The organism is Geobacillus sp. CCR (genome assembly GCF_052906625.1).
In genome coordinates this window covers 13,364-34,078 of the sequence record NZ_JBREBQ010000017.1, presented here as the reverse complement: position 1 = coordinate 34,078, position 20,715 = coordinate 13,364, and the positions used below count along the sequence as shown (strand labels likewise).

Below are 20,715 nucleotides of genomic sequence, written 5' to 3'. Positions count from 1 at the left end.
GAGCGCTCATGAACGTTTGCCGCCTGTACGGTGAAGAGCTGCAAAAGTCGCAATCGAACACGTTTGAAGACTATTTCAACCGCTCGGAAGTCACGTACCGCGACGGGGGCGAAGAGCGGACGCTGTCTGTGTTGTATTTGCGCCATTTTGAGGCGGCGCTGCTTGATTGGCTGCCGTATGAAAGCGATCCACTGTTTACGGCTAACGGGCGCGACATTCATTTGCGCGACATCATTGCTCTTGTCTGTTTATGGAAAAATCCGGCGTATCGGAAGCGAAAGCGCGTCTACATTCATGATGAAGAGGAATTGCGCCGTTATTTTGCTGAGGTAGACGCCAAAACGCTGCAGGCGCTTGTCAGCGAATGGGCGGAAACCGGCGAGTGCCGCTTGCCTGAACGGTCGGCGTAACGAGAAAATGCGGTTGGCGCCGCGTTTTCTGTGCGTCCGGACAAGGAAACCGTTTGGTGCAGCCGGCGGTTTGCCAAAGCAGCCTGCCTTTTTCAGAAAAAAGGGGGGGCTGACCCAAAACGCGAATATGTTTTGGGTCAGCCCGATTTTTTTGAGCGGTTTATCTATGGCTCATTTGCAGACCCGCTGCAGGGAAGCATCACCGCGATTCTGTTCTTCCTTGCTGTCTTTTCCTATGATGACTGCCCTCGCTCCTCTATGTATGAGCGGCCGGGAATTTGGGTGAATGCGGACAAGAACGATTTCCCCATGACAGCATACGATATGGCGAACAAAACAGGAGGAGGTTTTTACCAAATGGACGATCAGGTGTTGTTCGCCCAATATGCGGCTAGGGTGAACGAATGGGGAAATCAAGTCAAGGAGACGCTCGCTTTGCGTGGGGCAAGCACGGATGGCGCTTCGTCGCTGCTCGAGTTTATTGCCGAGCATGACGGCGAGTGGACGGAAGAGGCCGTCCGCGAGCTTCAGCGCCTTGCCGATGACGTGTATGTCGGTGCGCTTCGCCAGTATGTCATGGAAGCGGCTGCGTGGGGAAGACAAGTTGAACAGGCGCTGTCTGCACGCAGGATGGCTGAGGATGTTGGGCTTTCGTCTTTGTTGGCGTACATCGATGGACACGGCGATGAATGGACCGAAGAAGCGATTTACGAGCTCCAGCGTCTTGTCGATGACGTATACACTCGGGCCGTCCGCCTGGCTGATTCGTCAGCTGCCGAGCGGGAAGAAGAGGCGACGCAAGAACAAGTCGAAGGGGAATCGGTGTCGCCTGAACTGGAGAGTGAAAACAAAGAGAACGAAGACGGATGGCTTGACACCAGCGGGACGGCAGAGCGGGTTGAGGACGCAAAAGAGCCGGCTTTTATGGCGGAGCTCTCCGACTCGCCGACTGATGCAGCTGACGGCGAGCCGGATCAAGTGGACAACGTGACCGATGGAAAGCGACGCTGGGTGGATGCGGACGACGGCGGTGAGCCGCGTCAACAAGTAGCGCCCGGCCGTCATGTCTTGCCGCCGCTGCCGTACCGTTATGATGCGCTCGAGCCGCATATTTCCGAAGAAATCATGCGCCTTCACCATACGAAGCATCATCAAAGCTATGTCGACGGTCTTAATCAGGCGGAGCGGATGATGGCCGAGGCGCGCCGGACGAACAATTTTGATCTGTTGAAACATTGGGAGCGGGAAGCGGCGTTCCACGGCTCCGGGCATTATTTGCATACAATCTTTTGGTACAACATGCATCCAGAGGGCGGCGGCGAGCCGCGCGGGGAGCTGCGGGCGCAAATCGAGCGCGATTTTGGCAGTTTTACCGCCTTTCGCCGTCATTTCACCGAAGCGGCGAAAAGCGCCGAAGGGGTCGGCTGGGCGCTGCTCGTTTGGGCGCCGCGAGCGCACCGTCTGGAAATTTTGCAGGCGGAAAAACACCAGCTCATGGCGCAATGGGATGTGATCCCGCTTCTCGTGCTTGATGTGTGGGAGCATGCCTACTATTTGCAATACAAAAATGATCGGGCGGCGTACATCGAACATTGGTGGAACGTCGTCAATTGGCGCAACGTTGAAGAACGCTTTCATGAGGCGCAGAAGCTTCGTTGGCAGCCGTTTTAAACGGGCGGGGGGGAACCCCCTGCCCGTTTTTTTGGGAGAGCAGGCGCTGCGATCCATCAGGACACCTGTCCGCCGTTTCAAGGAGCGGCTTTCTCTTTGCAGGGAAAATGTCATCAACGCGCCCAGCGCAAGCGCCGGAGCGGATCGTTCAGGCTGTCTCCCCTTGCAACAGCATTTTTTCATCATATTTGTCCCATCGAGGCATACACTTGTACAAAACGCGGCTTTGGGGTTCAGCCTGTTTCCGCCGCGACGTTTCTTCGGCTGCGGCCCGTTCAGCCTAATCGGAAAGGAGGAACAGGCGATTCCTCCCCGCTCCTTAAAGGAGGGGGATCCTCGCCGATATGAGATGAATAAGCAGAAGCGGCTCATTGCGCTCATTCTTGCACTCGCTGCGGGGATTATGGCATTTGTTCCAGAGCGGATGCGCGCTATGGATGGGGTGAGCGCAAAAAGCGCGATTTTGATAGAGCAGCATTCCGGGCGGGTTTTGTTTGCCAAGGATGCCTATACAAAACGGCGCATCGCCAGCATTACGAAAATTATGACCGCCATTTTGGCGATTGAATCGGGGAAGATGGACGACACGGTGACGGTCAGCGCCCGCGCTGTCCGGACCGAAGGGTCGTCAATTTACTTGCGCCAAGGGGAGAAAATCAAACTGCGCGATTTGGTATATGGGCTGATGCTTCGTTCCGGCAACGACGCGGCGGTGGCCATCGCTGAACATGTCGGCGGCAGCGTCGAAGGATTTGTTTTTTTAATGAACCAAAAAGCGGCTGAAATCGGGATGCGTGATACCGAGTTTGCCAATCCGCACGGGTTGGATGACGCGGAAAACCACTACTCAACCGCGTACGATATGGCGCTGCTCATGCAATATGCGATGAAAAACAAAGAGTTTCGGCGCATCTCGGGGACGAAGGTGTACCGCGCCCCCGCTCCGCCCGGCGAAGACGGCGCGCGTGTGTGGCGAAATAAAAACAAGTTGTTGACAAGTCTTTACGAATATTGCACCGGCGGCAAAACCGGCTATACGAAACGGGCCCATCGCACGCTCGTGACGACGGCATCCAAAGGCGGCATCGATTTGATCGCCGTGACGTTGGATGCACCGGACGATTGGAATGACCATATCGCTATGTACGAATATGGATTTTCTCATTATCACATCGCCAAAGTGAGCAGCGAGCGGGTGGTCGACAAAATTTCTGATCCGTTTTACCGCGGGCGGCTGCAGGCGGTCCGCGATTTGCGATATCCGGTGACCGATAAAGAGGAGAGCGGGCTGCGGGTGAAAGTGTATTTGCTGAAGCCGCGCAAGGAATGGGAAAAATACCCAGAACGGGCGCCGACAGAGGTCGGAAAGGCGGTGCTTTATTTGCATCAAAAGGCGGTTGATTCGGTGCCGCTGCTGTATGAACCGGGAAAGGAAGGAAGCGGCCGAGGGTTTTTATGGCAAGTATTTCGCTTTTTAGGTGTGAGAAGAGATGGTTAACCTCATTTGGGTGATGATGGCGGTCATTGGCATCGTCTTTGCGGCGGCCAACGGCACGATGGACGAAGTGAACAAAGCGGTGTTTGAAAGCGCCAAAGAAGCGGTGACGATCAGCATCGGCATGGTCAGCATTTTAGTGTTTTGGCTCGGGCTGATGGCGATCGCTGAACGCGCCGGCTTGCTTGACAAAGCGGCGCGCCTGTTTATGCCGCTCGTACGCCGCTTGTTTCCAGAGGTGCCGCCCGGCCATCCTGCGCTCGGCTATATCGTCTCGAATATGGTCGCCAACATGTTCGGCCTTGGCAATGCGGCGACGCCGATGGGCATAAAGGCGATGGAGCAGCTAAAAAAGCTCAACGGCGGCCGCGACGAGGCTAGCCGGTCGATGGTGACGTTTTTGGCCATGAACACATCAGGCATTACGCTCATTCCGGCGACCGTCATCTCGATCCGCATGACGTACGGTTCAGCGGCGCCGAGCGAGATCATTGGGACGACGATCGTCGCTTCGACGATTTCGACGATTGGGGCGGTATTGATTGACCGGTACTATTATTGGAAACGGATGCGGAAAGGCAGGAAGCCATAATGGCCATCGTCCAACTTCTTTCTGTTTGGCTGATCCCTGCGCTCATTGCTTTTATTTTGCTTTACGGTACAGCAAAGAAAGTGCCGACGTACGAAGCGTTTGTGGAAGGCGGCAAGGAAGGGATCGAGATCGCGTTTTCGCTCATCCCGTATTTGGTCGGCATGTTGGTGTCGGTCGCCATTTTCCGAGCCTCAGGGGCGCTTGATGCCATGATGGAAGTGATCAAACCGCTGGCTGATGCCATTGGACTGCCGGCCGAAGTCGTTCCGCTTGCGGCTCTCCGCACGCTTTCCGGCACGGCGGCGCTCGGCATGACGACCGATTTGATCGCTACTTACGGCCCGGATTCGTTCATCGGGCGCCTTGCTTCTACGATCCAAGGCAGTACGGAGACGACGCTTTACGTGCTCACCGTCTATTTTGGCGCCGTCGGCGTCAAAAAAATGGGCGATGCGTTAAAAGTCGGCATTTTGGCCGACATTCTCAGCTTTATTGTTTCTGTTTTCATCGTTTTGTTTGTATTCGGGCGCTAGCGGCGCCTTTTTTCGTTCCCGCCGTCCGGCGGGTTTTTTGTTTGCAAAGGGGACGGGAAAGGTGAAAAATAAAAGTGCCGCACTTGTATCTGTTAGACGGAAAGGGTAAGATGATGAAAGAGGTGAGAGAGAATGGAACGGTTGCAAAAAGTGATCGCCCGCGCCGGCATCGCGTCAAGGCGCAAGGCGGAAGAACTCATTTTGCAAGGGCGGGTGAAAGTGAACGGCCGCGTCGTCAAGGAGCTTGGCGTCAAGGTCGGGCCGCGCGATGATGTCGAAGTCGACGGCATCCCGATCGAGCGCGAAGAGCCGGTGTATTATTTGCTGTACAAGCCGCGCGGGGTGATTTCCAGCGTCAAAGATGACAGAGGCCGCAAAGTGGTGACCGATTTTTTCAAAGATCTGGACAAACGCATTTATCCGATCGGGCGGCTTGACTACGATACGTCTGGACTGCTTTTGTTGACGAATGACGGCGACTTTGCCAACCTGCTTATGCACCCGCGGTATGAAATTGAAAAAGTGTACATTGCCAAAGTGAAAGGCATTCCAACGCACGAGCAGCTGAAACGGCTCGAACAAGGAGTGCAGTTGGAAGATGGCATGACGGCGCCAGCCAAAGTGAAGCTGCTCTCCGCCGACCGGAAGAAGGGGACAGCCATTGTGGAAATCCGTATCCACGAAGGACGAAACCGGCAAGTGCGCCGCATGTTTGAGGCGATCGGCTGCGAGGTGCTGAAGCTGAAGCGGGAGCGGTACGCGTTTCTCGATTTGAAAGGGCTGCGCCCCGGCGAATACCGCGAGCTGACGCCGCATGAGGTGAAGTTGCTGCGCGTCCTTGCCCAATCCGGGGGAAGAAAATGACGAAGATTGTCACATAACGTTCATATCCTTGCGCATAAACGAGCGAGGGACTTTGCTATAATGGAAAATGGGAGATTGTGAACCGCTTGCCTCCCCTCTACCGTTGGCTGTGGGGGAGGAGAAACGTAAAGGGGTTTGAACGATGAAAAAACAACAGCGCTTAGTGATGAGGACAGCGATTTTGCTCGTGTTGCTCGCGGCGATCGGCTATACGATTTACACGAATTTTTTCACGGAGAAAACGGCTGTCGCTGTTGGTTCGACGGCGCCTGATTTTGTGCTGACCGATTTGAAAGGGCATGAACATCGTCTTTCAGACTATCGCGGCAAAGGCGTTTTTTTGAACTTTTGGGGAACGTGGTGCAAGCCGTGCGAGCGGGAGATGCCGTATATGAACGAGCTGTACCCGATTTACAAAAAACAAGGGGTTGAAATTTTGGCTGTCAATGTCGGTGAACCGAAGTTGAGCGTTGAAAAGTTCGCGGAACGGTTCGGCCTGACATTTCCGATTGTGATCGACCGTCAAGATCAAGTATTGAACGCCTATAACGTCGGGCCGCTGCCGACAACGTTTTTGATTGACAAAAACGGCGAAGTAAAACAAATCATTACCGGAACGATGACGAAAGAAGACATCGAACGGCATCTAGAAAGCATCAAACCGTAAGGAGTTTTGCGCCATGGAACACGTCAAATGCGAATGCGGCCATGTCAATCCGCACGGCACGGCGTTTTGTGAGTCGTGCGGCAAGCCGCTTGCCGATTTGGGAGAAAAACTGATTTTGGACATGCGCTACGAAGGAAGCGCGCGCCGATCGCAAACGTACAAAAAAACGATGATCGACCAAATTTGGGCGTTTTTCTCGTCGGTCAAAGTCGGGGTGGCGCTCATCGTCATCACGCTCATCGCTTCGGCGATCGGCACGATTTTCCCTCAGCAAATGTATATTCCGCCGAACGTCGATCCGGCGGAGTATTATAAGCAGCAGTACGGCTGGGCAGGGAAGCTGTATTATGAGCTCGGCTTTAACAACTTGTACGGCTCATGGTGGTACATTTTGCTCATCGCCTTAATCGGCGTTTCGCTTGTCATTTGCAGCTTGGACCGGGTCGTTCCGCTTTACCGCGCCTTGAAGCGGCAAGGGGTGAAGCGCCATCCGCGCTTTTTAGAGCGGCAGCGGTTGTTTGGCGTCTCGCATGTGAGCGATCTCGACAAGACGATGGCTGTGTTGAAAGAACGGCTGGCTGCGCGGCGCTACCATGTCCGCGAGGAAGACGGGCATTTGCTCGCTGAAAAAGGGCGGTTTTCCCGCTGGGGGCCGTACGTCAATCATATCGGCCTCATCATTTTCTTGATCGGGGCGATGCTTCGTTCCGTTCCCGGCATGTACATCGATCGGGTGATGTGGATTCCGGAAGGGGAGACGAAAGAAATTCCTGGGACGAACGGCCGCTACTTTTTAAAGAGTGAAAAATTTATTTTTGAAACATATGAGAAAGGCAAAGACAACGAAGTGTTCAACGCTGCCATCGACCGCGTCGGCAACGGGATGATCGCCAAAAACTATCAAACAAACGTCGTGTTGTATAAGCGTGTCGGTCCTGTGATCCCCGGCGCCAAGCCGAAGCTTGAAAAAGTGAAGGAGTATCCGATTCGCGTCAACGAGCCGCTGGAGTTCGACCATTATGCGCTCTACCAAGTCGATTTCCGCTTGAATGAGCCGAAAGCGATGTCATTTCAGTTGGCGGACAAGCAGTCGGGGGAAACGTTCGGCACGGTGACGGTCGACTTGTATGATCCGAAAGAGTCGTACAATCTCGGACATGGGTATCGCGTTGAGCTATTAAGCTATTTTCCTGATTTTGAGTTTGATGAAGACGGCAATCCGTCAACGAAGTCGCGCGTGCCGAACAATCCGGCGTTCGTGTTCAAAATGTACGCGCCGGACCGTCCGAAAGGGGAAGTAAGCTTTGTCGCCATCCAGCAGACGATCGAACCGTTTGGCAACAACAAATACAAAATGGCGTTCGCGGGGCTTCAAACCCGCAATGTCTCCGGTTTGACCGTCCGCCGCGACTTTACGCTTTGGATTTTAGGGGTAGGCGGCGCGATTTTCATGATCGGGCTCATCCAAGGGATGTATTGGAACCACCGCCGCATTTGGGTGCAGCGGGTAAACGGTGAGCTATGGATTGCCGCGCACACGAATAAAAACTGGTTCGGCTTGAAAAACGAGCTGCGCCGTTTGCTTGACGGCACCGGCGTCATGATGCCGGCTGATCAGCTCGAAAACGACAAAAAAGCCGGACAAGGGGGACAAGTCCATGGACATGGTACAGCTTAGCAGCACGTTGCTATATATCGCGTTCGTTCTATATTTAATCGGCACGTTCTTTTTTGGCGGAGCCATTCGCGACAAGCGAAAAGAACGGCAAGAGAAGGATCGTTGGTCGCAGCTTGGCATCTCCGTGACGATCATCGGCTTTCTCGCCCAAGTCGGCTATTTTGTGACGCGCTGGATCGCCGCCGGGCACGCGCCCGTGAGCAACTTGTTCGAGTTTACGACCTTTTTCGGCATGATGCTGGTTGCTGCTTTCATTATTATTTATTTCATTTACCGGCTGAGTGTGCTCGGCTTGTTTGCGCTGCCGGTCGCGTTGCTTGTGATTGCTTACGCAAGCATGTTTCCGCGGGAAATTTCGCCGCTCATTCCCGCCTTGCAAAGCGATTGGCTGCACATCCATGTGACGACGGCGGCGGCTGGTGAAGCGATTTTGGCCATCAGCTTTGTCGCTGGGCTCATCTATTTGATTCGCGTCGTCGATCAATCGAAGCCGTCGAAACGGACGTTTTGGCTCGAAGTGGTCATGTTTTGCTTAATTACCACGCTCGGCTTTGTCATCGTTTCGACAGCGTTCGGTCTTTCTGGGTATGAAGCGAAGTTCACGTGGGTGGACAAAAACAAGCAGACGGTTGAGGTCATCTACGATATGCCGGCGCTCGTTGGGCCGCACAAAGGGGAGCTTATGAAAGAAAGCGCCGGCCGCATGGAGCCGCTTGTTGAGATGCCGGCGATCATCAATGCAAGAAAGCTCAATACGGTCATCTGGTCGCTCATAGCCGGAACGGCGCTGTACATCATGCTTCGGCTTCTCTTGCGCAAGCGCGTTGCCGCCGCGCTCAAGCCGCTCGTGAAGAACGTTAACTTGGATTTGACCGATGAGATCAGCTATCGGGCGGTGGCGATCGGCTTTCCGGTGTTTACGCTCGGGGCGCTCATTTTCGCGATGATTTGGGCGCAAATCGCCTGGACGCGTTTTTGGGGCTGGGACCCGAAAGAAGTATGGGCGCTTATCACTTGGCTGTTTTACGCTGCCTTTTTGCACCTTCGTTTGTCAAAAGGCTGGCATGGTGAAAAGTCGGCATGGCTCGCCGTCATCGGCTTTGCCATTATTATGTTTAACTTAGTGGCGGTCAACCTCGTCATTGCGGGATTGCACTCGTACGCCGGAACATAATGGAAAACAACCGGATGCTCTGTTGGCGAGCATCCGGTTTTTCGGTAAACTAGAAAATAGGGAGTATTTCCATTGATGATGGGAGGGTGCAAAGCATTGGAAAAACAAGAAAAAACCGTCCGTATTTTAGTGGTTGACGATGAAGAGCGCATCCGGCGGCTCTTGAAAATGTATTTGGAGCGGGAAAACTATGTGATCGATGAGGCCGGTGACGGCAATGAAGCGTTGGAGAAGGCGTTGACGAATGATTATGATGTCATTTTGCTCGATCTGATGCTGCCGGGCAAAGATGGAATTGAGGTGTGCAAAGAAATCCGCGCGCAAAAAACGACGCCGATTATGATGTTGACGGCAAAAGGCGAAGAATCCAACCGCGTGCAAGGGTTTGAAGTCGGCACGGATGATTACATTGTCAAGCCGTTCAGTCCGCGCGAAGTCGTGCTGCGCGTAAAAGCGCTGTTGCGCCGCGCGGCGAACGCCGCCTACGCGCCGGTGGAGACGACGGCGAAAGACGTGCTTGTGTTTCCGCATTTGACGATTGACAACGATGCCCACCGGGTGACGGTCGACGGCAAGGAAGTCAGCTTAACGCCGAAAGAATATGAGCTGCTTCTCTTTCTGGCCCGCTCGCCCGACAAAGTGTTCGACCGCGAACAGCTGCTCAAAGAAGTATGGCATTACGAGTTTTTCGGCGACTTGCGCACGGTCGACACCCACATTAAACGGTTGCGCGAAAAGTTGAATAAAGCGTCGCCGCAGGCGGGAAAAATGATCGTCACCGTCTGGGGCGTCGGCTACAAGTTTGAGGCAGTGAGCGACTAATGTGGCTGTTTCGCAGCGTCGTCGGCAAGCTATGGTTTACGATTTTGTTGCTCGTTTCGTGCGTGCTGTTTATTTTAAGCATTTTGCTTATTAAATTTTTGGAAGATTATTATGTGCAGGAAGCGGAAAACGACTTGACCCGCCTGGCGACAAAAGTGGCCGAGGTGATGCACGATTACCGCGACGAGCAGCTTGCCCGCTCGATCGCTTGGACGCTTGTGGACAATCGAACGAAAGCCGTCATCGTCGTCGATGAGTCGCACTATTGGTATTCGCCTGGCGATGCTGGGTTGGACAATATGCCGCTGTCGTCGATTCGCCAAGATCGGGACTTGCGGCGTGTGCTGACAGATGGGAAAACGGTGAAAAAGCGTTTGTATATGCCGGAGCGGCATCCAAAAGAAAAGCTGCCCCGTGATATGATCATTGTCGGCGTGCCGATGTCGATGCCGGATGGCAGCCGAGGAGCTGTGTTTATCTATCAGTCGCTCGAGGCGATCGCCGACGCGACGGAGCGGACGAAAGAGTTAATTTTTCTCGCCGCGTTTATCGCCATTGTCATGACGACGTTTTTTGCCTTTTTCTTGTCGACGCGCATCACCGCTCCGCTCCGGAAAATGCGGCAAGCCGCGTTCGAAATGGCGCGGGGCCATTTCGATATGAAAGTGCCGATTTTAACGAACGATGAGATCGGTGGGCTGGCGATGGCGTTCAACCAAATGGGACGGCGTCTGCAGTTTAACATCAACGCCTTAAACCAGGAAAAAGAACAGCTCGCCAGCATTTTAAGCAGCATGGCCGATGGCGTCATTACGTTTAACCGCGACGGGGAAATTTTGATTACGAACCCGCCGGCTGAGCGGTTTTTGCAGGCGTGGTATTTTGAGCAAGGGAACGACGCGGAAGCGATGGCGCCGTTGCCGCCGCAAGTGAAAGAGCTGTTTGCCCGCGTCGTTCGCGAGGAGAAGGAGCAATCGACCGAAGTGACGCTGCAGGGGCGGACGTGGGTTATTTTAATGACGCCGCTGTACGGCAAAACGATGGTGCGCGGCGCGGTGGCTGTTTTGCGCGACATGACCGAAGAGCGGCGGCTTGACAAGCTGCGCAAAGACTTTATCGCCAACGTTTCGCACGAATTGCGCACGCCGATTGCCATGCTCCAAGGCTACAGCGAGGCGATCATCGACGATATCGCGGCGAGCGAAAAAGAGAAGAAAGAGATGGCGAAAGTCATTTATGACGAGTCGCTGCGCATGGGCCGCCTTGTTAACGATCTGCTTGACTTGGCGCGCATGGAAGCTGGCCATATCGAGCTAGAGTACGAACAAGTCAAGCTTGTTCCTTACATCGAGCGGGTGATCCGCAAGTTTTACGGGCTGGCGAAAGAAAAGCAGATTGAGCTGACAGCCGAGTTTCGCGATCGGGACATCGAAATCGCTCTCGATCCGGATCGGATCGAACAGGTGCTGACGAACTTAATTGACAACGCCATCCGCCATACGGAATCGGGCGGCACAGTTCGCCTCATCATCGAACCAAGCGGCGACGGCGTGACGATCCATGTCCAAGACTCTGGTTCCGGCATTCCCGAAGAGGATTTGCCGTTTGTGTTTGAACGGTTTTACAAAGCCGATAAAGCGCGCACGCGCGGCCGTTCCGGCACCGGGTTAGGCCTTGCCATCGCCAAAAACATCGTCGAAGCGCATAAAGGGCTCATTACCGTTCACAGCAAACTGAACGAAGGAACGACGTTTTCGTTTTATTTGCCGGCCCGCGGACCGAAAGGAGCGTAGCGCCGTTTGGAAGAGTGGGGAAGCCACGGCTTCCCTGCTTCTTTCATACTGAAGCGAGCTGGTTGACGGATTTGTTTTAGTAGTATAGACAACTAGAATATATAATGTTATAATGAGAGACAGAAAGTGGGGAATCGCGATGAAGCGGTGGATATTGAAAAATGCCGAGGTGTATGCAGAAACAGGAAACATTGAACAAGGGTATGTGCTGATCGAAGGGGAAAAAGTGGCCGCGATCGGGCCGATGTCGTCATGCCCAACTGATGCAGGGGCGGAAGTGATCGAGCTTTCCTCACGGTTTTTCATCGTGCCGGGATTCATCGACGTCCATATTCATGGGGCGGCTGGGGCGGATGTCATGGATGCGACCCCGGAGGCGCTTTACAAGATGGCCAACGCCTTGCCGGCGGAAGGGACGACGAGCTTTTTGGCGACGACGATGACAGCGCCAAGCGAACAAATCGAAGCCGCGCTTCGCAACGTCGCTCGCTATATGGCGGAGGCGAACAGGCCGGGAGCGGCCGAAGTGCTCGGTGTTCATCTGGAAGGACCGTTTTTGTCGCCGAAGCGCGCCGGAGCGCAGCACCCGCGCCATCTCGCCGATCCGGACATCTCACTGTTCCAGCACTGGCAAAAGGCGGCGGGCGGCCATATCCGCCTTGTCACGCTTGCCCCAGAGCGGAACGGGGGGCTGGAACTTGCCGCCTACTTGAAACAGACGGGTGTGATCGCTTCGATCGGCCATTCCGATGCCGTTTACGACGAAGTAAAAGCGGCGGTCCATGCAGGGGTGACGCATGCGACCCACCTGTTCAATGGGATGCGCGGCATCCATCACCGTGAACCGGGTGTCGCCGGTGCTGTGCTTATGTTTGAAGAAGTGATGTGCGAGCTGATCGCCGACGGGTTGCACGTTGCGCCGCCGATGGTCCGCTTCGCTTACCGGAATAAAGGAAGCGATGGGCTCATATTAATCACCGATGCCATGCGGGCGAAATGTCTAGGTGATGGGCGGTATGAACTTGGCGGCCAAGAGGTGACTGTTCGGGGCCAAGAGGCGCGGCTTGCCGACGGCACGCTGGCGGGAAGCGTGCTCAAGCTTGGCGAGGCCATCCGCCGTGTGCTCGATTATACTGGCTGCACGCTTGAAGAGGTGATCCGCATGGCGAGCTGGAATCCGGCGAAACAGCTTGGCTTGCTTGATCGGAAAGGCAGCTTGCGGCCCGGCAAAGACGCCGATGTCGTCGTTTTGAATGAACGATATGAAGTCATGATGACGTTTTGCCGCGGCGCCCTTGCCTATCGCAAACCGGATGAAAGGAGGAAGAGCGATGGCCATAACGCTTTTGGAAGTTGCTGACTACGCAGAGATGAGCCGTCAGGCGGCGGACATCATCATCAAACAAGTCAAGGAAAAGCCGAACGCCGTTCTCGGCTTGGCGACCGGCTCGACCGTGCTCGGTGTGTACCGCGAATTGGCCGCCGATCATCGGCAGCATGGGACATCGTATCGGCTCGTGCGCACGGTCAATTTGGATGAATACGTAGGCCTTGGCCCGGATCATCCGAACAGCTATCGCTATTATATGAATCAGCATTTGTTTGCCCAATTGGACATCCCGCTTCACGAGACGCATGTGCCGGATGGCTTGGCCGCTGATCTTGACGAAGAATGCCGCCGTTACGAGCGGCTCATCGATGAATTGGGCGGCATCGATTTGCAGCTCTTGGGCATCGGCCGCAACGGCCATATCGGCTTTAACGAGCCAGGAACGCCGTTTTCGACAGCCACCCACGTCGTCGAGCTGACCGAGCTGACACGGGAAGCGAACGCCCGCTTTTTTCCATCGCTTGATGACGTGCCGCGCTATGCCATTACGATGGGAATTGCGACCATTTTGCGCAGCCGCCGCATCGTGCTGTTGGCGTCAGGGGAGGAAAAAGCGGACGCCATGGCCCGGCTTCTCGAAGGCGTTGTCACACCGGACTTGCCGGCTTCAGCGCTTCACCTTCATCCGGACGTGACGATCATCGCCGACTGCGAGGCGCTCTCGCTCATCCCAAAGGAAAAGCGGCGGGTGGATGCGCCGTGATCGATAAACAGTCGCCGATTCCGATTTACTATCAGCTCGAGCAATATATGAAAGAAAAGATCGAAAAAGGGGAGTGGCAGCCGGGCGAAATGATCCCGTCTGAGCGCGAGTTGGCGGAAATGTATGACATCAGCCGGATGACCGTTCGGCAGGCGGTCAACAATTTAGTGAACGATGGCTATCTCATCCGCCGGCGCGGGAAAGGAACATTTGTCGCCGCCCAAAAAATCGAGCAGCCGCTGAAAGGGCTGACGAGCTTTTCCGAAGATATGCGGGCGCGCGGCATGGAGCCCGGCACGATCGTCCTCAGCTTTGAGATGGTTCCAGCTTCCGAGAAACTCGCTGAAGGGCTTGGCGTCACGGAAGGCGATGACCTTTACGAAGTCCGCCGCCTTCGGTTGGCCGACGGCTTGCCGATGGCGTTGGAGACGCTGTACATTCCGGTCAATCTCGTCCCCGGACTGACGCGTGATGTTGTAAGCGGTTCCGTCTATGAATTTATCGAAAAAGAAAAAGGGATGATCATCGGCTCCGCTGTTCAAACATTGGAAGCATCTGTCGCCCGCAAGGTGGAGGCGGAGCATCTGAAGATGAAAGAAGGGGCTCCGGTGCTATTGCTTGAGCGCCGCACGCACCTTGTCGACGGTCGGCCGCTTGAAGTCGTCAAATCGGTGTACCGCGGCGACCGGTACAAATTTATGATTGAGATGAAAAGGGGAGGATCATGATGTTAGGCTTTTTACAGCGGCTTGGAAAAGCATTAATGCTGCCGATTGCCGTTTTGCCGGCGGCAGGATTGTTGCTTCGGCTCGGTCAGCCTGATTTATTGAATATTCCGTTTATCGCAGCCGCAGGCGATGCAGTGTTTTCCAATTTAGCGCTCATTTTCGCCATCGGCGTGGCCATCGGTTTTTCGAAAGACGGCAACGGCGCGGCGGCGCTTGCTGGGGCGATCGGCTACTTTGTCTTGACAAAAGGGGCCGCCGCGATTGATAAAGACATCAATATGTCCGTATTAGGCGGCATCATCTCCGGAGTGATCGCCGGGCTTTTATACAACCGTTACCATGATATCAAGTTGCCCGACTGGCTAGGCTTCTTCGGCGGACGGCGGTTTGTGCCGATCGTGACATCGCTTGTCATGCTCGTGCTTGCCTTGATTTTTGGCTATGTATGGCCGCCGATTCAAGATGGCATCAACGCGGTCGGCCATTGGATCGTTGGTGCCGGGGCGGTTGGCGTCGGCATTTTCGGGTTCCTCAACCGGTTGCTCATTCCAGTCGGATTGCACCATGTGTTAAACAGCTTCGTCTGGTTTGTGTTTGGCGAGTATAACGGAAAAACGGGCGATTTAAGCCGCTTTTTCGCCGGCGACCCGGATGCGGGCATTTTTATGGCCGGCTTCTTCCCGATCATGATGTTTGGCCTGCCCGCGGCAGCGCTGGCGATGATCGCGGCGGCGAAAAAAGAGCGTCGCAAAGCGGTCGCCGGCGCGCTCCTTGGCGTGGCGTTGACGTCGTTTTTAACCGGGATTACGGAGCCAATTGAGTTTCTATTCATGTTTTTATCGCCATTGCTCTACGTTGTCCATGCCGTGTTGACCGGCTTGTCGCTCGCAGTGGCGACAATGCTTGACATCCACCACGGGTTTACGTTCTCGGCCGGGGCGATTGACTTTTTCTTAAACTACGGCATTGCGAAAAAACCGTATTTGTTGATTGTTCAAGGTCTTGTATATGCTGTCGTCTATTTCGTCGTCTTCTATTTCCTCATTACGAAGCTCGATTTGAAAACGCCGGGGCGTGAAGATGAGGTAGAGGGAGAGTTTGCCGACAGCGGTGCGGCGCAGTTGGGCGTCAAATACGAGGACCTTGCTGCAAAATATATCGAGGCGTTAGGAGGAAAAGATAATCTCGCGCAAATTGACAATTGTGTCACACGCTTGCGCCTAAAAGTGAAAGACATGTCAAAAGTCAACGAAGCAGAATTGAAACGTTTGGGAGCGAAAGGCGTGCTTCGCCTCAACCAAACGGATTTGCAAGTGGTCGTTGGCACGGATGTCGAATTTCTGGCCAACGCTATGAGAAAATAAGGAACAACGAAGCCGTTCTTTTAAGGGACGCCAGAAAGGGGGAGCTCCGGTGAAGCGGCTGTTGGATTGCAACGCCTCCGATTTTCGTCGGATGACAGGAAAACAGTTAAAACAATCGATTCAAGCGTCAGAAGGCAGGGTGATCGTCGCGGAAGTCGTCGGGGAATTCGCGCCGCTGTATCCGGCGGTCACCAACGCTGAACTGGCCACGGCGTTTGGGGCGGATTTGCTGTTGTTGAATTGGTTCGATGTGTTCCGGCCGGTTGTGAACGGGTTGGACACGAACGAACCGAATCAAATGGTGGAACGGTTAAAGCAGTTGACAGGGCGCCCGGTTGGCGTCAATTTGGAGCCGGTTGACCCAAATGCAAAACAGCTTGAGGAGCTTGCGACGCTGCCAAAAGGGAGAATGGCAACGGCCGAGTCGCTGCAACAAGCAAAACAGCTAGGATTTGATTTTGTTTGCCTAACCGGAAACCCGAAAACAGGCGTGACGAATGATGAGATTGTGAAAGCCATCGAAACGGCGCGGTCCATTTTAGGCGAGGATGCTCTCGTGATGGCTGGGAAAATGCACGCGGCAGGCGTTGCCGATGAAGCGGGAAGCGGGATCGTATCGGAAGAAGTGGTGGTGCGTTTCATTCACGCTGGTGCGGATGTCGTTTTGATGCCGGCTCCTGGAACGGTGCCGGGGGTGACATTAGACAAGACAGAGAAGCTTGTTCAGGTGGCGCATGAACATGGGGCGCTTGCGATGCTGACGATCGGCACAAGCCAAGAAGGAGCTGACGAGAGTACGATTCGTCAAATCGCGCTTGCAAGCAAAATGGCTGGGGCGGATCTACATCATATCGGCGACGCTGGCTATCATGGCATCGCTGTTCCAGAGAATATTATGGCGTATTCGATCGCCATTCGCGGCAGACGCCATACGTATATTCGCATGGCAAGATCGCCGTTGAGATAAAGTGGAATATGATCAGTCGGTCCCAAAAGCATTCGCTTTTGGGGCGTTTTTTTGCCGGGAGAGGATAGGATGGGAGCCAAGATGATGGAAAAATAAGTTTGCGGATGTGGGAAACATTTGCCTTGTACCGCCGCCTCTATTTATTTTGTGATCAAATGAAAGAACAAATTTGTGATAAAATGAAAAAACAAATGGGAAAGCATTGCGAGTGGCGGGGAGAATATGATGATTGCCGAGCCATTATTTCATCTCATTCTCATTTTCAGCGTATTGTTGCCGCTTGTATCGTTGACAGTGTTGGCGCTGTTGGGGGTAGCAGAAAAAGAAGTGGATTATTGGCAGTTGGAACATGCGCGCCTTCGATTGGAAAAAGAACTTCAAGAAAGCAAGTATATGCAGCTCCATCAACAAATCCGACCGCATTTCTTTTTCAATGCGTTGAACGCTTTCTTATCCTTGGCGCGCTTAGGAAAAAATGAAGAAATGATTCGGGGAATGGAGCATTTTGCGCTGTTTTTGCGTGATAGCTATGAGACGAAACAGCCGCTTATTCCGTTCAAACAAGAATGGGCGCATACAAGCAACTATCTAAGCGGGGTCCATGGCACGCATTGCTGAGGAGACAGGATTTTCTAGTCAACATCATTTCAGTCATTTGTTTCGAAAATATGTCGGCATCCCGCCTACGAAGTATAAGGAGACCAATGGATAATGGACTGGTATATGCTTTTATTCATGGCATGCGTACTGCTGCTTGCTGCTGTGCCGCATATTGGTCGCCGCAGTTTTATCGGAGCGGAGGCGCTTGGATTAAGCAAGGGGGTCAATGCTCTGTTACTGCGTTTTGCATCCGGGGAGCTGCTGTTGTTTGGATGTTATGCTTTTATTCGAGGTGGAGTGGCGGCGGGAGTGGTGACGGCTATGGCGGTATGGGCCGCCGTTTTTGTGCTTTGGCGTTCAGCAGCGGCCGTGCGCTATCGTTCCCTAACAGAGGAAGGGGATCGCTGGCCGGGCTGCTGTTTTACGGCGCGGGCTTTGTTTTTCTTTCGGTTTTTTGTTCGCCTTCTTTCGATCGGCCGGCTGCTTACCGTTGTCGTGTTATGTGCCTATTTGTTGCAGCAACTCTTTCGTTTTTCTCCGACTTTTTTATTCATTTGGTTCGTCTATGTGTACGTGTTTACCGTGCTCGCCGGTTGGTTGGGGATGCGGAAAATCGGAACGGTTCTGCTATACATTGTTTATATATGATCGGATGGGTATGTTTGTTTGCTATCGCCTGGCGATGGGGAATGCGCCATAATGTGCTGGAGGCCATAGCATGGAATGGGATTGGCGGTTTCTTGTTTACTCAGATTTATCGATTAATTCAAAAAATAAAGAAGTAACAAAAATGAATCAAAAAAATGCAAAACAGTTTGTTTGCTCCCTGTTATAATGAGACAAAAACGAAAGGGAGGAAAGCGGACATGTCATTTGTTCCATGCACAACGGCCATTTATTCATTTAGCAAAAACCACCAACCGGTTCGAACAGTCCAGTCAGGGGAAACGTTTGTCATCGAAACGTACGACTGTTTCCAAAATCAAATTACTTCAAGCGAAACGCCGTTTGACTCGATCGATTGGAATCATATCAATCCGGCGACCGGACCGATCTATATTGAAGGGGCGGAACCCGGTGACATTTTAGCGGTAAAAATTGAACAGATTCGCCTCAAAGGACAGGGGGTCATGGCTGTCGGCCCAGGGCTCGGGGTGCTTGGCGACCGGATTCCGCAGTTTGAGGCAAAAATGATTCCAGTAGAAGAAAACCGGGCCGTATTTGACGAGCATCTTTCTATTCCATTAAATCCAATGATTGGCGTCATCGGGGTAGCGCCGAGCGGTGAGGATGTGTCGTGCGGGACGCCCGGGCCGCATGGCGGCAATATGGATACAAAGCTCATTACAACAGGGGCAACCGTTTACTTCCCGGTTTTTGTCAAAGGGGCGTTGTTCGCATTAGGCGATTTGCATGCGGCGATGGGGGACGGCGAAATCGGCGTGTCTGGTATCGAAATTTCGGGGGAAGTGACGGTCACCGTCCGGGTGATGAAAGGATATTCGCTTAACCATCCACTGTTGCAAAACGATGATGGCATTGCGACGATCGTCTCGGCCAAAACGTTGGATGAGGCGGTCAAACAGTCGGTTGAGGAAATGGTTAATTTGCTGTTGCCGCACACTCCGTTGACGCTGAACCATTTGACGATGGTGCTTAGCGCTGCCGGTCAGACACAAATCAGCCAAGTCGTTGACCCGCTCGTCACGGCGCGTTTCTTTGTACCGCGATTTGTGCTTGAAGCGTATGGCATCCGCCTGTTTGAGGATTGAGGAGGGAACGGCGATGGCGCAACTTGAAACGAACACATCGGTCGAGTCGCTTGGTTATAAACAGGAATTAAAACGGTCGCTCACATTTGTTGATTTGTTGATTTACGGAATGGTGTTCATGGTGCCGATCGCTCCTTTCGGCATTTACGGGTATGTAGCGCAAGGGTCAAAAGGGATGGTCGCCTTAGCATACTTAATCGGAATGGTGGGGATGATTTTCACCGCCTTGAGCTACGCCAGAATGGCCGAGGCGTTTCCAATCGCTGGTTCCGTGTATTCCTACGCCCAGCGGGGAATGAATGAATATGTCGGTTTTATGGCAGGCTGGGTCATTTTGCTTGATTACATTTTCGTTCCGGCTCTTCTCTATTTGGTCAGCGCTGCTGCCTTAGCCGATATTGTGCCGCAAGTGCCGATTTCCGTGTGGCTCGTTCTGTTTATTGCCATGAATACGGTCATTAATATTCTCGGGATCGAGATGACGGCCAAAGCGAACAAAGTGATTGTTGTTTTAGAGCTCATCGTCCTTGCAGTGTTTGTGATCACAGGAATTATTGCGATTATAAAAGGTGTCAATGGAGCGCAGTTTACGTTCAAACCGCTGTACGATCCTAATCATTTCAGCGCGGAGACGGTGATGGGGGCGGTGTCGGTGGCCGTCTTGAGCTTCCTTGGTTTTGATGCGGTGTCGACGCTGGCTGAGGAAACAAGGGACGGGAAATCATCGATCGGCAAAGCGATCATTTTCGCTTTGCTCGTTGTCGGTGCGCTTTTCATCGTGCAAACATGGGTCGCCGCTCTCATTTGGCCTGATTATACGACGTTTAAAAACGCGGACGTGGCGTTTTATCAGATTGCGGAGCTGGCAGGCGGACCATGGCTGAAATGGACAACGATCGTCGCCACCGCGCTTTCGTGGGGGATCGCGAACGCGCTCGTCGCCCAAGCAGCCATCTCCCGCATTTTGTACAGCATGGGTCGCGACCGTAAACTGCCCAGTGTGCTGGCTAAAGTGCATCCGAAATTTCAAACGCCATACGTCAGCACATTGCTTGTCGCTGTGATTTCGCTCATTGTCACGACGGTGTTCGCCTCACAAATTGATAAACTCGCTTCGCTTGTCAACTTTGGCGCCCTGACGGCTTTCCTCTTTTTGCATGTGTCGGTGATGAACTATTTCTTGCGCAAACAAAAGAGTAACGATTATATTAATCATCTCTTGTTTCCGCTCATCGGTTTTGTTATCATCGGCTATGTATGGATGAATCTGGACCCGCTCAGCAAAAAGCTAGGATTGATTTGGATCGCGATTGGACTCGTTTATCTGGTCTTTTTGCGACTCACGAACAAAGACTCCCGTCTAAGCGGGGAACTGTAGTTGCTTGTAAGGCCTGACGCCGTCATAAAAGGCGTTGGGTCTTTCGTTTTTTGCCGACGATGAAACATTTTTTCGATCGCGACGTATTACGAATGAGAGTACGGCGCCTTGTTA

21 protein-coding genes are annotated in these 20,715 nt (G+C 53.4%); all 21 read left to right on the top strand.

All coding sequences use genetic code 11. From position 1 onward, the window contains the following. Positions 1-8: 8 nt before the first annotated feature. The 21 genes from ACVBDQ_RS10375 (at position 9) to ACVBDQ_RS10275 (ending at position 20,601) form a co-directional block, all read left to right on the top strand. Positions 9-410 (top strand): hypothetical protein, encoded by a 402-nt coding sequence (locus ACVBDQ_RS10375; RefSeq protein WP_011231771.1) that lies wholly within the window; start codon positions 9-11, stop codon positions 408-410. Between the two features lie 357 nt (positions 411-767). After that, positions 768-2,081 (top strand): superoxide dismutase, encoded by a 1,314-nt coding sequence (locus ACVBDQ_RS10370; protein ID WP_069304620.1) that lies wholly within the window; start codon positions 768-770, stop codon positions 2,079-2,081. A gap of 349 nt (positions 2,082-2,430) precedes the next feature. Next, the gene (locus tag ACVBDQ_RS10365; protein WP_020278277.1) at positions 2,431-3,579 is read left to right on the top strand and encodes a D-alanyl-D-alanine carboxypeptidase family protein; all 1,149 of its coding nucleotides are present in this window, start codon (positions 2,431-2,433) and stop codon (positions 3,577-3,579) included. Then, entirely contained in the window at positions 3,572-4,168 is a 597-nt protein-coding gene (locus ACVBDQ_RS10360; protein ID WP_011231767.1) for a nucleoside recognition domain-containing protein, read from the top strand. The genes ACVBDQ_RS10365 and ACVBDQ_RS10360 overlap by 8 nt, the downstream gene beginning before the upstream one ends. Beyond that, positions 4,168-4,701, top strand: a complete 534-nt coding sequence (locus tag ACVBDQ_RS10355) for a spore maturation protein (RefSeq protein WP_011231766.1) — start codon at positions 4,168-4,170, stop codon at positions 4,699-4,701. Before ACVBDQ_RS10360 ends, ACVBDQ_RS10355 begins: the two co-directional genes overlap by 1 nt. 132 nt (positions 4,702-4,833) lie before the next feature. Next, positions 4,834-5,565 carry a pseudouridine synthase gene (locus ACVBDQ_RS10350; protein WP_011231765.1) on the top strand — a complete coding sequence of 244 codons (732 nt, stop codon included), beginning with the start codon at positions 4,834-4,836 and terminating at the stop codon, positions 5,563-5,565. 142 nt (positions 5,566-5,707) lie between these two features. After that, on the top strand, positions 5,708-6,232 hold the full coding sequence (resA, locus tag ACVBDQ_RS10345; RefSeq protein ID WP_011231764.1) for a thiol-disulfide oxidoreductase ResA: 525 nt from the start codon (positions 5,708-5,710) through the stop codon (positions 6,230-6,232). Between the two features lie 13 nt (positions 6,233-6,245). Next, positions 6,246-7,910 (top strand): cytochrome c biogenesis protein ResB, encoded by a 1,665-nt coding sequence (locus ACVBDQ_RS10340; RefSeq protein ID WP_014196240.1) that lies wholly within the window; start codon positions 6,246-6,248, stop codon positions 7,908-7,910. After that, the gene (gene ccsB, locus ACVBDQ_RS10335) at positions 7,897-9,084 is read left to right on the top strand and encodes a c-type cytochrome biogenesis protein CcsB (RefSeq protein ID WP_011231762.1); all 1,188 of its coding nucleotides are present in this window, start codon (positions 7,897-7,899) and stop codon (positions 9,082-9,084) included. The genes ACVBDQ_RS10340 and ccsB overlap by 14 nt, the downstream gene beginning before the upstream one ends. Positions 9,085-9,159: 75 nt before the next feature. Continuing rightward, positions 9,160-9,906: a response regulator transcription factor gene (locus tag ACVBDQ_RS10330; protein ID WP_014196239.1), complete on the top strand. Its 747-nt coding sequence runs from the start codon at positions 9,160-9,162 to the stop codon at positions 9,904-9,906. After that, positions 9,906-11,699 (top strand): ATP-binding protein, encoded by a 1,794-nt coding sequence (locus ACVBDQ_RS10325; RefSeq protein ID WP_069304393.1) that lies wholly within the window; start codon positions 9,906-9,908, stop codon positions 11,697-11,699. The genes ACVBDQ_RS10330 and ACVBDQ_RS10325 overlap by 1 nt, the downstream gene beginning before the upstream one ends. Positions 11,700-11,838: 139 nt before the next feature. Further along, positions 11,839-13,059 (top strand): N-acetylglucosamine-6-phosphate deacetylase, encoded by a 1,221-nt coding sequence (gene nagA, locus ACVBDQ_RS10320; protein WP_069304392.1) that lies wholly within the window; start codon positions 11,839-11,841, stop codon positions 13,057-13,059. Beyond that, positions 13,031-13,792: a glucosamine-6-phosphate deaminase gene (gene nagB / locus ACVBDQ_RS10315; protein WP_446663204.1), complete on the top strand. Its 762-nt coding sequence runs from the start codon at positions 13,031-13,033 to the stop codon at positions 13,790-13,792. Before nagA ends, nagB begins: the two co-directional genes overlap by 29 nt. Next, positions 13,789-14,520, top strand: a complete 732-nt coding sequence (locus ACVBDQ_RS10310; protein WP_011231757.1) for a GntR family transcriptional regulator — start codon at positions 13,789-13,791, stop codon at positions 14,518-14,520. Before nagB ends, ACVBDQ_RS10310 begins: the two co-directional genes overlap by 4 nt. After that, positions 14,520-15,884, top strand: coding sequence for an N-acetylglucosamine-specific PTS transporter subunit IIBC (nagE, locus tag ACVBDQ_RS10305; RefSeq protein WP_021322078.1), 1,365 nt, complete (start codon positions 14,520-14,522; stop codon positions 15,882-15,884). The genes ACVBDQ_RS10310 and nagE overlap by 1 nt, the downstream gene beginning before the upstream one ends. A gap of 49 nt (positions 15,885-15,933) precedes the next feature. Then, a complete protein-coding gene (locus ACVBDQ_RS10300; protein ID WP_014196233.1) occupies positions 15,934-16,851 on the top strand; it encodes a DUF7916 family protein in 918 nt (305 codons plus the stop codon). 225 nt (positions 16,852-17,076) lie between these two features. Next, complete coding sequence (locus ACVBDQ_RS10295; protein WP_014196232.1) at positions 17,077-17,469, top strand: sensor histidine kinase; 393 nt, start codon at positions 17,077-17,079, stop codon at positions 17,467-17,469. Then, on the top strand, positions 17,453-17,563 hold the full coding sequence (locus ACVBDQ_RS10290) for a helix-turn-helix domain-containing protein (RefSeq protein ID WP_227016043.1): 111 nt from the start codon (positions 17,453-17,455) through the stop codon (positions 17,561-17,563). The genes ACVBDQ_RS10295 and ACVBDQ_RS10290 overlap by 17 nt, the downstream gene beginning before the upstream one ends. Beyond that, complete coding sequence (locus tag ACVBDQ_RS10285) at positions 17,563-18,099, top strand: hypothetical protein (protein ID WP_446663203.1); 537 nt, start codon at positions 17,563-17,565, stop codon at positions 18,097-18,099. The genes ACVBDQ_RS10290 and ACVBDQ_RS10285 overlap by 1 nt, the downstream gene beginning before the upstream one ends. 218 nt (positions 18,100-18,317) lie before the next feature. Next, complete coding sequence (locus tag ACVBDQ_RS10280; RefSeq protein ID WP_011231752.1) at positions 18,318-19,223, top strand: acetamidase/formamidase family protein; 906 nt, start codon at positions 18,318-18,320, stop codon at positions 19,221-19,223. A 13-nt stretch (positions 19,224-19,236) separates the two neighbouring features. Continuing rightward, a complete protein-coding gene (locus ACVBDQ_RS10275) occupies positions 19,237-20,601 on the top strand; it encodes an APC family permease (protein ID WP_011231751.1) in 1,365 nt (454 codons plus the stop codon). The last annotated feature ends 114 nt before the right edge of the window (positions 20,602-20,715 follow it).

Bases quoted from the DNA above. Each gene is read 5' to 3' on its own strand.
- ACVBDQ_RS10375 (WP_011231771.1), top strand. From the start codon at position 9: ATGAACGTTTGCCGCCTGTACGGTGAAGAGCTGCAAAAGTCGCAATCG.
- ACVBDQ_RS10370 (WP_069304620.1), top strand. From the start codon at position 768: ATGGACGATCAGGTGTTGTTCGCCCAATATGCGGCTAGGGTGAACGAA.
- ACVBDQ_RS10365 (WP_020278277.1), top strand. From the start codon at position 2,431: ATGAATAAGCAGAAGCGGCTCATTGCGCTCATTCTTGCACTCGCTGCG.
- ACVBDQ_RS10360 (WP_011231767.1), top strand. From the start codon at position 3,572: ATGGTTAACCTCATTTGGGTGATGATGGCGGTCATTGGCATCGTCTTT.
- ACVBDQ_RS10355 (WP_011231766.1), top strand. From the start codon at position 4,168: ATGGCCATCGTCCAACTTCTTTCTGTTTGGCTGATCCCTGCGCTCATT.
- ACVBDQ_RS10350 (WP_011231765.1), top strand. From the start codon at position 4,834: ATGGAACGGTTGCAAAAAGTGATCGCCCGCGCCGGCATCGCGTCAAGG.
- resA (WP_011231764.1), top strand. From the start codon at position 5,708: ATGAAAAAACAACAGCGCTTAGTGATGAGGACAGCGATTTTGCTCGTG.
- ACVBDQ_RS10340 (WP_014196240.1), top strand. From the start codon at position 6,246: ATGGAACACGTCAAATGCGAATGCGGCCATGTCAATCCGCACGGCACG.
- ccsB (WP_011231762.1), top strand. From the start codon at position 7,897: ATGGTACAGCTTAGCAGCACGTTGCTATATATCGCGTTCGTTCTATAT.
- ACVBDQ_RS10330 (WP_014196239.1), top strand. From the start codon at position 9,160: ATGATGGGAGGGTGCAAAGCATTGGAAAAACAAGAAAAAACCGTCCGT.
- ACVBDQ_RS10325 (WP_069304393.1), top strand. From the start codon at position 9,906: ATGTGGCTGTTTCGCAGCGTCGTCGGCAAGCTATGGTTTACGATTTTG.
- nagA (WP_069304392.1), top strand. From the start codon at position 11,839: ATGAAGCGGTGGATATTGAAAAATGCCGAGGTGTATGCAGAAACAGGA.
- nagB (WP_446663204.1), top strand. From the start codon at position 13,031: ATGGCCATAACGCTTTTGGAAGTTGCTGACTACGCAGAGATGAGCCGT.
- nagE (WP_021322078.1), top strand. From the start codon at position 14,520: ATGTTAGGCTTTTTACAGCGGCTTGGAAAAGCATTAATGCTGCCGATT.
- ACVBDQ_RS10295 (WP_014196232.1), top strand. From the start codon at position 17,077: ATGATTGCCGAGCCATTATTTCATCTCATTCTCATTTTCAGCGTATTG.
- ACVBDQ_RS10290 (WP_227016043.1), top strand. From the start codon at position 17,453: ATGGCACGCATTGCTGAGGAGACAGGATTTTCTAGTCAACATCATTTC.
- ACVBDQ_RS10285 (WP_446663203.1), top strand. From the start codon at position 17,563: ATGGACTGGTATATGCTTTTATTCATGGCATGCGTACTGCTGCTTGCT.
- ACVBDQ_RS10280 (WP_011231752.1), top strand. From the start codon at position 18,318: ATGTCATTTGTTCCATGCACAACGGCCATTTATTCATTTAGCAAAAAC.
- ACVBDQ_RS10275 (WP_011231751.1), top strand. From the start codon at position 19,237: ATGGCGCAACTTGAAACGAACACATCGGTCGAGTCGCTTGGTTATAAA.